The organism is Pseudomonas corrugata, assembly GCF_001269905.1.
GTDB classification, from domain to species: domain Bacteria; phylum Pseudomonadota; class Gammaproteobacteria; order Pseudomonadales; family Pseudomonadaceae; genus Aquipseudomonas; species Aquipseudomonas corrugata.
On record NZ_LHVK01000008.1, the window covers coordinates 512,633 to 525,691 of the forward strand.

12 protein-coding genes are annotated in these 13,059 nt (G+C 62.1%); 7 read left to right on the forward strand and 5 right to left on the reverse strand.

Features of this window, described 5'->3' with window-relative positions:
- Positions 1–88 precede the first annotated feature (88 nt).
- Both AD665_RS13535 and AD665_RS13540 read left to right on the forward strand, forming a co-directional pair.
- Positions 89–811, forward strand: coding sequence for a response regulator (locus AD665_RS13535; RefSeq protein ID WP_053192415.1), 723 nt, complete (start codon positions 89–91; stop codon positions 809–811).
- On the forward strand, positions 808–2,418 hold the full coding sequence (locus tag AD665_RS13540) for an ATP-binding protein (protein ID WP_024779764.1): 1,611 nt from the start codon (positions 808–810) through the stop codon (positions 2,416–2,418). Before AD665_RS13535 ends, AD665_RS13540 begins: the two co-directional genes overlap by 4 nt.
- Before the next feature lie 117 nt (positions 2,419–2,535).
- Here the strand turns inward: AD665_RS13540 and AD665_RS13545 are convergent, their stop codons facing one another.
- Both AD665_RS13545 and AD665_RS13550 read right to left on the reverse strand, forming a co-directional pair.
- Positions 2,536–3,261, reverse strand: a complete 726-nt coding sequence (locus AD665_RS13545; protein WP_053192417.1) for a 4'-phosphopantetheinyl transferase family protein — start codon at positions 3,259–3,261, stop codon at positions 2,536–2,538.
- A 124-nt stretch (positions 3,262–3,385) separates the two neighbouring features.
- Positions 3,386–4,177 carry a dienelactone hydrolase family protein gene (locus AD665_RS13550; RefSeq protein ID WP_024779762.1) on the reverse strand — a complete coding sequence of 264 codons (792 nt, stop codon included), beginning with the start codon at positions 4,175–4,177 and terminating at the stop codon, positions 3,386–3,388.
- Between the two features lie 155 nt (positions 4,178–4,332).
- On the opposite strand from AD665_RS13550, the gene AD665_RS13555 reads away from it, so the two are divergent.
- The 3 genes from AD665_RS13555 (at position 4,333) to AD665_RS13565 (ending at position 7,058) form a co-directional block, all read left to right on the forward strand.
- The gene (locus AD665_RS13555) at positions 4,333–4,932 is read left to right on the forward strand and encodes an outer membrane beta-barrel protein (protein WP_024779761.1); all 600 of its coding nucleotides are present in this window, start codon (positions 4,333–4,335) and stop codon (positions 4,930–4,932) included.
- Positions 4,933–5,037: 105 nt separating this feature from the next.
- A complete protein-coding gene (locus AD665_RS13560) occupies positions 5,038–5,715 on the forward strand; it encodes a response regulator (protein ID WP_053192420.1) in 678 nt (225 codons plus the stop codon).
- On the forward strand, positions 5,712–7,058 hold the full coding sequence (locus AD665_RS13565; protein ID WP_053192422.1) for an ATP-binding protein: 1,347 nt from the start codon (positions 5,712–5,714) through the stop codon (positions 7,056–7,058). The genes AD665_RS13560 and AD665_RS13565 overlap by 4 nt, the downstream gene beginning before the upstream one ends.
- A 135-nt stretch (positions 7,059–7,193) precedes the next feature.
- Here AD665_RS13565 and AD665_RS13570 read toward each other — a convergent pair whose 3' ends face one another.
- Entirely contained in the window at positions 7,194–8,192 is a 999-nt protein-coding gene (locus tag AD665_RS13570) for an AraC family transcriptional regulator (protein WP_053192424.1), read from the reverse strand.
- Positions 8,193–8,527: 335 nt separating this feature from the next.
- Here AD665_RS13570 and AD665_RS13575 point away from each other — a divergent pair, with 335 nt between their 5' ends.
- On the forward strand, positions 8,528–9,880 hold the full coding sequence (locus AD665_RS13575; protein ID WP_024779757.1) for a dicarboxylate/amino acid:cation symporter: 1,353 nt from the start codon (positions 8,528–8,530) through the stop codon (positions 9,878–9,880).
- A gap of 218 nt (positions 9,881–10,098) precedes the next feature.
- The gene (locus AD665_RS13580; protein WP_053192426.1) at positions 10,099–11,280 is read left to right on the forward strand and encodes a CaiB/BaiF CoA transferase family protein; all 1,182 of its coding nucleotides are present in this window, start codon (positions 10,099–10,101) and stop codon (positions 11,278–11,280) included.
- A gap of 119 nt (positions 11,281–11,399) precedes the next feature.
- Here the strand turns inward: AD665_RS13580 and AD665_RS13585 are convergent, their stop codons facing one another.
- Entirely contained in the window at positions 11,400–11,894 is a 495-nt protein-coding gene (locus tag AD665_RS13585) for a SprT family zinc-dependent metalloprotease (protein WP_024779755.1), read from the reverse strand.
- A gap of 155 nt (positions 11,895–12,049) precedes the next feature.
- Positions 12,050–12,652, reverse strand: a complete 603-nt coding sequence (locus AD665_RS13590) for a Yip1 family protein (protein WP_024779754.1) — start codon at positions 12,650–12,652, stop codon at positions 12,050–12,052.
- Between the last annotated feature and the right edge of the window lie 407 nt (positions 12,653–13,059).

Below are 13,059 nucleotides of genomic sequence, written 5' to 3' on the forward strand. Positions count from 1 at the left end.
GGTCGCTTCGCGACCCAACGGGGATAAATCCCCTCGCCACAAGGGATGAGCATTTGTCCTTTTATATTCACAGCAGACGAGGTCCCCCGTGGAACAAGAAGCCTGGCATATATTGATCGTCGAGGATGACCAGCGTCTGGCCGAGCTGACCCGTGACTACCTGGAAAGCAACGGGCTGCGTGTCGCCATCGAAGGTGACGGTGCGGCAGCGGCGCAGCGGATCATTGCCGAACAACCGGACTTGGTGATCCTCGACCTGATGCTGCCCGGCGAAGACGGCCTGGATATCTGCCGCAAGGTCCGTGTGCAGTACGATGGGCCGATCCTCATGCTCACCGCCCGCACCGACGACGCCGACCAGATCCAGGGCCTGGATCTGGGGGCCGACGACTACGTCTGCAAGCCTGTGCGCCCGCGCGTGTTGCTGGCACGCATCCAGGCCTTGTTGCGGCGCAGCGAGCCTGTGGAGACGAACCCCCAGAAGCCGCGGCGCCTGCAATTCGGCCCGCTGGTGGTGGACGACGCCTTGCGCGAGGCCTGGTTGCAGGGCAACGGGATCGAGCTGACCAGCGCCGAGTTCGACCTGTTGTGGCTGCTGGTGTCCAATGCCGGGCGTATCCTGTCCCGGGAGGAAATCTTCACCGCCTTGCGTGGCATCGGTTATGACGGCCAGGACCGTTCCATCGACGTACGCATCTCGCGCATCCGGCCCAAGATCGGCGATGACCCCGAGCATCCACGGCTGATCAAGACCATTCGCAGTAAAGGCTACCTGTTCGTGCCTGAAGCCTGTGTAGATCCGGCACCGTGAACTCGATCTTCCTGCGCATTTATGGCGGCATGTGCGCGGCGCTGGTGCTGGTGGCGGTGCTCGGGGTGCTGGCTCTGCACCTGCTCAACCAGACCCGCAGCGAGCAGTACCGCGAGCGCCTGGCCCACGGCACGTTTTCCTTGATGGCCGAGAACCTGCAGCCGATGAACGACACCGAGCGCCACCGGGCGCTGCTGTTGTGGGAGAGGTTGCTGGGCATCCCCCTGGCATTGCAGACCTTCGCCCAGACCGACCTGGACCTGGGGCAGCGCACCCGTGTGCTGCGTGGGCAGGCCCTGGTTGAACAGACCGGGCCCCATGCGGCGAAGGTCTATCGGCTGGTCAGCGATGACGAGCAACTGATGTTGGTGGGGGAAGTCCAGCAGATCAGCGAGCAGTTGGCCCGCGCAACCATTTACCTGCTGGCCGACGAACTGGTGCGCTACCCGGTGGGCGAGCAACCCCGACGGCTCGCGCAGCTCATGGAAGAAAAGGGTTTCGGTTTCGATCTGCGGTTGATGACCGCCGAGCAGGCGGACATGGACGAAGACCAGCGCCGTCGCGTGTCCGAGGGCGATACGGTGATGGCCTTGGGCAAGGGTGGCGATTCGATCCGGGTGTTCGCCGGGATGGTGGGCACGCCATGGGTATTGGAAATCGGCCCGCTGTACCAGATGAACCCTTACCCGCCCGAATGGCTGGTCCTGATCGCGGCGTTGGGCTTGAGCCTGATCGGGTTGATCGTCTACCTGTTGGTGCGTCAACTGGAGCGACGCCTGAGCGGCCTGGAGGCCGCCGCCACCCAGATCGCCCAGGGCAGCCTGGAAACCCGCGTGCCGGCACGGGGCGCCGACTCGGTCGGGCGGTTGGCCGCCGCATTCAACGGCATGGCCGAGCACCTGCAACAACTGTTGGCGATCCAGCGTGAATTGGTAAGGGCGGTTTCCCACGAATTGCGAACCCCGGTGGCGCGCCTGCGCTTCGGCCTGGAAATGATCGGCAGCGCTGCCACGCCCCAGGCTCGGGAAAAGTACCTGGCGGGCATGGACCATGACATCGAAGACCTGGATCGGCTGGTGGACGAGATGCTCACCTATGCGCGACTGGAGCAAGGCTCACCGGCGCTGAACTTCCAGCGGGTGGATCTGGATGCGCTGGTCAGCCAGGTGATCGAGGAGCTGGGCCCGCTGCGGGCCGGGGTCACGGTCGAGCGTGGGCTGTGCCTGTCTGCCGTCGATTGTGACGGCGCCTGGGTCGAGGCCGAGCCACGCTTCTTGCATCGCGCCTTGCAGAACCTGGTGGGCAACGCCATGCGCCATGCCAAGTCCCGGGTGACCGTCAGCTATCAGGTGGGACAACTGCGTTGCCGGGTGGACGTCGAGGATGACGGGCCCGGTGTGCCGGAGGCGGCCTGGGAGCGGGTGTTCAAGCCTTTCCTGCGGCTGGACGACAGCCGTGCCCGGGCTTCGGGCGGTCATGGGTTGGGGCTGTCGATCGTGCGGCGGATCATTTACTGGCATGGCGGCCGGGCGTTGATCGCCAAGAGCAAGAGCCTGGGTGGGGCATGTTTCAGCTTGAGCTGGCCGAGGCATCAGGACAGGGGTTGAAGGATATAGCGACTGGATTGTCCTCATCGCGAGCAGGCTCGCTCCCACATGGGAACGCATTCCTTCTGTGGGAGCGAGCCTGCTCGCGATGGCGCCTTCAAAAGCGACAGGAAAGCTTCAGGCCTTGATACCCACCAGGCTCAACAACTGCCCATCCTTCACCCCGAACCGCGCCTGCAATTCACTGCCATGGCACCATTCGGCCGACAGGTCCGTCAGCAACCGCATTCGCACCTGCCCGTCGCGGGTCCATTCCAGCACCTCGGCATGTTCGAAATAGAAGCGCTGCCCGACGATCGGGTACAGGGCCTTGAACAGGCTTTCCTTCACTGAAAACGTCAACGTCACCAGCAATGCCCGGTCATCTCGCCGGGTGGTGGCCATGCGTTGCAGTTCCGCTGGGGTCAGGATTTCACTCGCCAGCCGCTCGGCGCGCTCCGGGTCGAGCAGGTTCTCCAGATCCATGCCCAGCCCCTGCCAATGGTCCTTGCTGGCGACGATGGCCGCCGCCCGGCCGGTGCTGTGGGTGATCGACCCGCTGACATGGGCCGGCCAGACGGGGGCACGGTCTTCGCCAATCGCCGGTACGCAATACTGGCCGTTCAACTGATAAAGGGCTGTCCGGGCGCAGATCCGTCCGGCAAGGAATTCGGCCTGGCGCTTGGGCACCGAACGCTGGATGCTCGCGGGCGGCTCGATAGCACTGTTCGGGAAATCTTCGCCGATCAGCAACAGCGGATCGAAGCGGGTGCTCAGCAGGATTGTATCGGGCAGGGCATCGGGCAACAGCCAATGTTCATCCAAAGGCGAGCAGCAGGCGGGCAGGGCAGGGAGTCGGTTCATGCCGGGCATTTTGCCGGGTTGGCTTGATGCTGGGTAGTGATGTGAGCGGTTGGACTGAAATTCTGCTGGGAAGAAGGGGCTTTTGTGGCGAGGGGATAAATCCCCTCGCCACAGGGGGGAGTGTTCAGCCAAAGATCTTCTTGAAGAACTTCTGCATATCCGCCCACGACTGCTCATCGGCCGCCTTGTTGTAGCCGATGTCCGGCCCGCCATGTTCGCCGTGGCTCAGGCGGTCGGCATCGGGGTTGCTGAAGCCGTGCTTGGCGCCTTTCAGGCTGACGAACTTGTAGTCGGCGCCGGCCTTGTCCATCTCGCTCTTGAACGCAGTGACATTATCCTCGGTGACCATGCTGTCCAATGCGCCGTGCTCGACCAGCATCTTCGCCTTGACGCTGCCGGGCGTAGCCGGGGTGTTGGTGACCAGGGCACCGTGGAAACTCACCACGCCGGCCAGCGGAACACCCTGGCGAGCGGCATCGAGCACCACTTTGCCGCCGAAGCAGTAGCCGATGGCGGCGAGTTTGTCAGGGTCGGTCTGGGGCTGTTTCTTCAACAGGTCGAGCCCGGCCTGGAAACGCGCGCTGGCGGCCTTGCTGTCCTTGAGTGCCGCCTGCATGAACGCCATGGCGTCCGTGGGATGCTCGGTGTTCTTGCCATCGCCGTACATGTCGATGGCCAGGGCGCTGTAGCCCAGGCCGGCGAGGTCGCGGGCGCGGCGTTTGGCGTAGTCGTTCAGCCCCCACCATTCATGCACCACCACTACGCCCGGGCGCGGCCCCTTGATCGCATCGTCGTAGGCGTAATAGCCGATCAGCTTCGTGCCGTCGGCACTGGTGTAGGGGATTTCCTGGGTCTGAATGGCGGCGTGGCCTGCGCCGCTCAAGGCCAGAAGTACAACAGCAAGCAACCTGCGCATGGGGGATCTCCTTGAAAGAATGGGTTTGCTCGAGACAGGACACTCTAGCCGATTCATTCAGCGAAGGTTCAGAGAACGTTCAAGGGGTGTTCAGGGACCGTTGGTTAACGTGACCACGACTTCACAGACCACCCACGTTTCAAAGGAACCTGAACATGACACACATGAAAAAACTGCTGCTGGCTTTCACTGTGCTGGGTGCCAGCGCCATGGCCCACGCCGATGACAACTTCGCCAGCCTGACCCTCGGCCAGACCAGTGACAAGGTCAAGAAGTCCAGTGCCCTGGACCAGGCGCTGAACAATCCGAACGCCGACGGCGTGATCGGCAAGGACACCACCTACGGCCTGCGTCTGGGCAAGCAGAACGACCAGGGCCGCTACTACGCCACCTACGACAACGTTTCTGGGACCCATAATGGCATCAAGCTGCGCCAGGAAAACCTGCTGGGCAGCTACGATCTGTTCTACCCGGTCACTGGCAGCACCAAGCTGTTCGGCGGTGCGACGGCGGGCCTGACCAAGGTGACCCAGGACTCCCCAGGCTTCAGCCGCGACAGCGACATCGGTTTCACGGCAGGTCTGCAGGGCGGCGTCCTGCAACAAATTTCGCAGAACACCTCGGTGGAACTGGGTTACCGTTACCTGCGCAGCAACGCCAGCACCGAGATGAGCCCCCACGGCGGTGGCAAGGTGGGTTCGCTGGACCTGACCAGCAGTGCCCAGACCTACCTGTCCGCCAACTACACGTTCTAAGCGGGGGAAGGTGAGCGTATTCCGCCGGATCGGCCCAAGACGATCCGGCGGCTTTCGTTGCGCTGCACAGCACCGGATTGTCTGATTTGCCTGGAGAGAGGCTCCATGAAGTTACTGGTCGTCGAAGACGAGGCGCTGTTGCGTCATCACCTGCAAACCCGTCTCACCGACAGCGGCCATGTGGTGCAGGCCGTCGCCAATGCCGAGGAGGCCCTGTACCACGTCACGGAATTCAACCATGACCTGGCGGTGATCGACCTCGGCCTGCCCGGGATCAGCGGCCTGGAACTGATCCGCCGGCTGCGTGCCCAGGACAAGACCTTCCCGATCCTGATCCTCACTGCCCGTGGCAACTGGCAGGACAAGGTCGAGGGCCTGGCCGCCGGGGCCGATGACTACGTGGTCAAGCCGTTTCAGTTCGAAGAGCTGGAGGCCCGGCTGAATGCCCTGTTACGCCGCTCCAGCGGTTTTACCCAGTCGACCATCGTCGCCGGCCCGTTGCTGTTGGACCTCAACCGCAAGCAAGCCTCCCTCGACGAGGAGCCGCTGGCGCTGACGGCCTACGAATACCGCATCCTCGAGTACCTCATGCGCCATCACCAGCAGGTGGTGGCCAAGGACCGCCTGATGGAGCAACTGTATCCCGATGACGACGAGCGCGACCCCAATGTCATTGAAGTACTGGTCGGGCGCCTGCGCCGTAAACTCGAAGCCCCCGCCGGCTTCAAACCGATCGACACCGTGCGTGGCCTGGGCTATCTGTTCAACGAGCGCTGCCAGTGATTCGTTCCCTGCGGCTGCGGTTGATGCTGGCCGCCACGACCCTTGCGGTGTTGTTCATGCTGGCGTTGCTGCCCGCCATGCAAGGTGCGTTCAGTCTGGCGCTGCAGGAATCCATCCAGCAACGCCTGGCCTCGGATGTGACCACGCTGATTTCCGCGGCCCGGGTGGAAAACAATCGTCTGAAGATGCCGGTACAGTTGCCCGACGAGCGTTTCAATCTCGCCGACGCCCGTCTGCTGGGCTACATCTATGACCGCGACGGGCGGCTGGTCTGGCGGTCGAAGGCGACCCGGGAAGAAAACATCAACTACACGCCGCGCTATGACGGCCAGGGGAACGAGTTTGCCCGCATTCGCGAGCAGAGCGGCGAGGAGTTCTTTGTCTATGACGTCGAGATCAAGTTGCTTGCTGGCCAGAACGCGGCGTTCAGTATCGTCACGTTGCAACCGGTGCGCGATTACGAAATGACCCTGCAGGGGCTGCGGGACAAACTCTACCTGGGCTTCGGAGCTGCGCTGGCGGTGTTGCTGGCACTGTTGTGGATCGGTCTGACCTGGGGGTTGCGGGCGTTGCGACGCCTGAGCCAGGAACTGGATGAAATCGAAGGCGGTACTCGGGAGAGCCTCAGTACCGAGCATCCCCGGGAACTGTTGCGCCTGACCGGCTCCCTCAACCGACTGTTGTACAGCGAGCGGGAGCAGCGCAGCCGCTATCGCGATTCCCTCGACGACCTGGCCCACAGCCTGAAGACGCCGTTGGCAGTGCTGCAGGGTGTCAGCGAAGACATGGCCCGGCGCCCAGAAGACCGTGGGCAGGCCTGGGTGCTGCAAACCCAGATCGAGCGCATGAGCCAGCAGATAGGCTACCAGTTGCAGCGGGCCAGCCTGCGCAAGAGTGGGCTGGTGCGCCATCAGGTGCGCTTGCGGCCGGTGTTGCAAAGCCTTTGCGATACCTTGGACAAGGTCTACCGCGACAAGCGGGTCAACGTCCGTTTCGACCTGCCGGAGCACTGCCAGGTGCCGATCGAGCAGGGCGCCTTGCTGGAGATGCTCGGCAACCTGTTGGAAAACGCCTATCGACTGTGCCTGGGGGAAGTGCTCGTCAGCGTGCACCAGACCCTTGGCGGTATGGAATTGTGCGTCGAAGATGACGGGCCGGGCGTGCCGCCGGACCAGCGTGCGCGGATTCTGCAGCGCGGCGAACGGCTGGACCGCCAACATCCGGGGCAAGGCATTGGCCTGGCGGTAGTCAAGGACATCATCGAGAGCTACGGCGCACGCTTGACCCTGGGGGATTCAGAGCTGGGTGGGGCGGCGTTCCGGGTGCTTTTCCCGGTGGTTTGACGGGAATGGAGGCAGACCTGTGACTCGAATGTTCATCAATCCTGTGGGAGCAAGGCTTGCCCGCGATGGCGTCCTTGAAATTGTCATCGCGGGCAAGCCTTGCTCCCACAGGGATGAAATAGACAGGGTTATTACTCAGTTCTCCTGCTCCCGATAAGCCCCCGGCGTCAGCCCCGTCCACTTCTTGAACGCCCGGTGAAACGCCGACGGCTCCGAGAACCCCAACTGTTCAGCGATCTGCTGCAACGACAGGTCCGCACGGCCCAGGTGGTAGATGGCGATATCCCGCCGCAGCTGATCCTTGAGTTCCTGGAAGCTGGTGCCTTCCTCCCGCAGATGGCGGCGCAGGGTCTGTGGACTGAGGTGCAGATGATTGGCGGCAGCCTCCAGGTCCGGCCAGCGTGCGGTATCGCGGCCGAGCAATCGACGCAGCTGGCTGCTCAGGCTGTGGCCATCGTCCGGACGCGAGAGCAGATCGGCGGGGGAGCGCTCGAGAAAACGTTTGAGGGTCCGTTCGTCCTGAAGCAACGGCATGTTCAAGTAGCGGCTGTGGAACAACAGGCTGCTGTGTTGCGCCTCGAACACCAGCGGACAGGGGAAAAGCAAATCGTACTCGGCACCATGGGCGGGCCTCGCATAGCTGAAGCTTGCCTGCTCCAGGGCGATTCGCTGGCCGATCAGCCAACTGGCCAGGCGATGCCATACCACCAGCAGGCTCTCGGCGAGGAAATGATCCGGGTCCCACAACGCCGAATCGTCCAGCACCAGGCGCACCCGTTCGCCTTCGGCCACCAGTGTCAGGTCCGGGGCGTCGGGGAACAGGCGGTAGAACAACAGGCCACGTTTAAGAGCCTTGCCCAGGGTCCGGCAATGGATCAGCGTATGGCACATCATGGCGAACGTCCCGGGTTTGCTCGGGGCGCTGCCGAATCCAAGGTATTCATCGCCCAATGCCAGCCACAGCGATTGCAACAGGCGGGCAAACTGCTCAGGCGCGATACGCGCGCGCGGCTCGTCCAACAGCTCAGGGCTGATGCCCAGCTGTTGCAGCAAGGGAAGGTAGTCGAACCCCTGCCGACGTGCGCCGCCCAAGGCTGCGCGGGCAAAGTGACTGGCGATCGTGCGTTGGCGCATGGCATCAATCCGTTTGATAAGCGGCCGATGGTAGCAGGGCGATCCATCGCGACAAGGCGGATATCCGCCAAATCCCGGAACAGAAATCAGCCTGTTGGCGGATATCCGCCATCTCGTGCGCTGTCGTTTAACCCGTGATTGATGATGGAACCTGTCTGCCATGGCGGCTGTAGGGCTTTTCCGGGAAATGGCATGGGCTTTGCGATACAGCACGTAGGTCTGCCCCTGTGCAGCCGACAAAAACAAATCCCTCCAGTACAGGAGGGTTCGCAAAGTTGAGGTGCCGTGGACGACAGATGGATGTTGTCACGCGGGACGCTTGAGGAAGGTTTGCCATGACGACTCGTCAGCCCTTGTACAAATCCCTGTATTTCCAGGTGATCGTTGCCATTGCCATCGGTATTTTGCTCGGTCACTTCTATCCGCAGACCGGTGTGGCCCTCAAGCCGTTCGGTGACGGTTTCATCAAACTGATCAAAATGGTCATTGCCCCGATCATCTTCTGTACCGTTGTCAGTGGTATCGCCGGCATGCAGAACATGAAGTCGGTCGGCAAGACCGGCGGCTACGCGCTGCTGTACTTCGAGATCGTTTCCACCATCGCCCTGTTGATCGGCCTGGTCGTGGTCAACGTCGTGCAACCGGGCAACGGCATGCACATCGACGTGACGACCCTGGACACCAGCAAGATCGCCGGTTACATCTCCGCTGGTAAAGACCAGAGCATCATCGCCTTTATCCTCAACGTGATCCCCAACACCATCGTCGGCGCGTTCGCCAACGGTGACATCCTGCAAGTGCTGATGTTCTCGGTGATCTTCGGTTTCGCCCTGCATCGCCTGGGTGCCTATGGCAAGCCGGTGCTGGACTTCATCGACCGCTTCGCCCACGTGATGTTCATCATCATCAACATGATCATGAAGCTGGCCCCCCTGGGTGCGTTCGGTGCCATGGCGTTCACCATCGGCGCCTACGGTGTCGGTTCGCTGGTGCAACTGGGTCAGTTGATGATCTGCTTCTACATCACCTGCGTCTTGTTCGTGCTGGGGGTACTGGGCGCCATCTGCCGCGCCCACGGCTTCAGCGTAGTCAAGCTGGTCCGCTACATCCGTGAAGAGCTGCTGATCGTGCTGGGTACTTCCTCGTCGGAATCGGCCCTGCCACGCATGCTGATCAAGATGGAGCGCCTGGGTGCCAAGAAGTCGGTCGTGGGCCTGGTCATTCCAACAGGCTACTCGTTCAACCTTGATGGTACTTCGATCTATCTGACCATGGCCGCGGTGTTCATCGCCCAAGCCACCGATACCCCGATGGACCTGACTCACCAGATCACCCTGCTGGCCGTGCTGTTGCTGTCCTCCAAGGGGGCTGCCGGCGTGACGGGTAGCGGTTTCATCGTACTGGCGGCCACCCTGTCGGCCGTGGGCACCCTGCCGGTCGCCGGCCTGGCACTGATCCTGGGTATCGACCGTTTCATGTCCGAAGCCCGCGCCCTGACCAACCTGGTGGGCAACGCCGTCGCCACCATCGTGGTTGCCAAGTGGGTCAAGGAGCTGGATGAAGAGCAGTTGCAGACCGAACTGGCTTCCGGCGGTCGCGGCATCTCCGACGTCCGTGAAGACGACGAGCAGATCGCGGCGGCGCAGATTGTGGCAGCTGAAACCTCTGCTCCTGGCGCTGTGAGGTAATCTTCAGGCAGCAATGAAAAACCCGCTTCGGCGGGTTTTTTCATGGCACTTTCTAGCGGTTGGGGAGGTTTTGTGGCGAGGGGATTTCGCTAAATCCCCTCGCCACAGCAGAGGCGTGCAAGTCTTGAGCGCATTGGTCATCCCGAACGACCCCTGCGGTAATTGCCTCGCCGCCAGCTGCTGCCTAGTCTTTGCGGATCCCCCTGTGGAGATTGGCCATGCAAGGCCCATTGGCATCGCTCAAGGTTCTGGATTTCTCGACCCTGCTACCCGGCCCGTTCGCCTCGCTGCTGCTGGCGGACATGGGGGCCGAGGTGCTGCGCATCGAATCACCAACCCGCCCGGACCTGTTACGCGTTCTGCCGCCCCATGATCGAGGTGTTTCCGCCAGCCATGCCTACCTCAATCGCAACAAGCGCAGCCTGGCCCTGGACCTCAAGCAACCGGAGGCGCTGGAGGTGATCAAGCGCTTGCTGGGGGGCTATGACATTCTGCTGGAACAGTTCCGTCCCGGCGTGATGGAGCGATTGGGACTCGGGTATGAGGCGTTGAAGGCAATCAATCCCCGGCTCATCTACGTGTCGATCACCGGCTACGGCCAGACCGGGCCCTACAGGGACCGCGCCGGGCACGACATCAACTACCTGGCCCTGACAGGGCTGGCCAGCCAGACCGGGCGTGCCGACAGCGGCCCGCTGCCGCTGGGCATCCAGACTGCGGACGTCGCCGGCGGCTCGCTGCATGGCGTGATCGGGTTGTTGGCGGCGGTGATTGCCCGCCAGCAGAGCGGGCAGGGCCAGTACCTGGATGTGAGCATGGCCGATTGTGTGCTTAGCCTGAACGCATTGGCGGGCGCCGGTTATCTGGCCGGCGGGGTCGAACCCGGCTGGGAAAAACACCTGCTCAATGGCGGCAGCTTCTATGACTATTACCGCACCAGGGATGGCCGCTGGATGTCGGTGGGCAGTCTGGAACCGGCCTTCATGCAAGCGTTGTGTGAGGCTTTGGGGCGGCCGGAGCTGGCAGCTCAGGGTCTGTCACCCGTGCCCGAGCAACAACACCTGCTCAAGCAAGCGCTGCAAGTCGAGTTCGAGAGGCATGACTTCGCCGAACTCTGCCGGTTGTTTGCCGGTATCGATGCTTGTGTCGAGCCGGTGCTGAGCCTGGAGGAAGCCCTCGGGCACTCGCAATTGCAGGCCAGGGAAGTGGTCACCCAGGTGCCTCGCGGAGATGGCTCGAGTCAGGCGCAGATGGCTTGCCCGTTGAAGTTCTCGGAAGGACTGCCCGAGCCTCGGCATATTGGCGCCGGGCTGGGGGCGCATACGGACCAGGTGTTGGCGGAGTTGGGGTTCAGTGCCGAGCGGATTGCTCGACTGCGGGAGGGCAGGGTGGTTGTGTAGTAGTGTTGCCGGCCTCATCGCGAGCAGGCTCGCTCCCACATTGGCTCTGTGGGCGCTGCACCCCCCCTGTGGGAGCGAGCCTGCTCGCGATGAGGCCGGCCCAGGCACCCCAAGTCCCGCTACTCCACCCGTGTTTCCCCGCTGAACACCAACGTCCCGCGACAACTGCGGCACAGATACCGCCGCCCCTGGCGCACCAGGCCATGACGCTGGGCCGAGAACGGGAAGTCGCTGCCTTCGCAGGGGCATTTGTAGATGTAGCGGGTGACGCGGCGGCGTTTGATTTCGTAGGTGTGACAGCGGTTGGGCGGCAGTTCGTACACGCCGCGCATGATCAGTTGCCACTCTTCGCCATGGGGCTGGATGCGTTCGCCAAACAACTGATGGGCGATCAGATGCGCGACTTCGTGGGCGACGGTCTGCTTGAGGAAATCCTCGGCATTTTCCTGGTACAGCTGTGGATTGAAGCGCAGCAGGTTTTCATGCAAATGCGCGACACCGGCTTTCTGGCCACGCAGTTTGAAGCTGACCACCGGGCGTTTGAAAGGACGTTTGAAAAAGGATTCGGCTTGTTGGTAACACTCTTCGACGCGGGTATTGAGTTGCTCGAGCATGCTTTACGGGTCTCCAGAAACCCGAGTATGCCGCAAGCGTCTGCCGTTGCGAATCGCTCAGGTGCCCAGCGGTCGTCTCACCGTCAGACATAGGAAGGCCGCCTTGCGGCGGCCTGTGTTGGCAGATCCTGTTTTTATAGGAGAGCCTTGGTTGTTCAGTTGGTATAGACCGGGCCGACGCCCAACCCCCAGACAATCACCGTGAACGCCATGATGGCCACCAGTACCACCAGGCCGACGGCGAGTACCGAACTGGAAAACAGGAAGCCTTCGTCCTGTGGAATATTCATGAACGTCGGCAAGCCCACATACAGCAGGTAGACCGTATAGCAGATCGCCGCCGTGCCAACGATCATCCCCAGCCACATGTGGGGATAGAGCGCCGCCAGGCCACCGATGAACAAGGGAGTGGCGGTGTAGGTGGCGAACGCCACGCAACGGGCGAGACTCGGGTTGGCGTCATAGGTGCGGGCCATCCAGTGGATAAACGCGCCCATTACCGCGACACCGCCCAGCATGGCCAGGTAGGACATGATGGTCATCCACAGCGCGCTTTCCTGGGTGAGCATCACGGGAGCACGATTGCCGATGACCCATCCCACCTGGGTGGTGCCGATAAATGCCGATACAGCGGGAATCGCCGCCAGGATCAGCGTGTGGGTGAGGTACATGTGGCTGATGCTTTCCTCCTGATCGCCACGGATGTCTTTCCATTCTTGATCAGGGTGGGTGAAGAGCCCCACGACATGATGGATCATAATCAGTCACTCCTTTGTTATTGCCATCGCCCCCCAACGGAGCGCCTACGGGCCAAATGGCCAAGTAAGTAAAGGTCTGAATATGTGTGCGACCTTATGACGCAGTATAGAAAGGACTCATCCCGAGGGGGATGGGGGGCTTAGAGCAAATCGCGCTGTAGGTTGGCGGGTTAATCGCCGATAGGTCTGTGTACACCGTCTTGAAACGGGTGAATAACCCTGTGGCGAGGGGATTTATCCCCGCTGGGGTGCGAAGCAGCCCCCTACGTTCGGCCTGACCCACCGTTGGTTGCATTGAGATATTGGGGCCGCTACGCGCCCCAGCGGGGATAAATCCCCTCGCCACAACAGGGTTGCCAGCCTCTTCGCCGCAGGCCTGTTTTTGCGTAAAATGCCGGCCCTTCGTC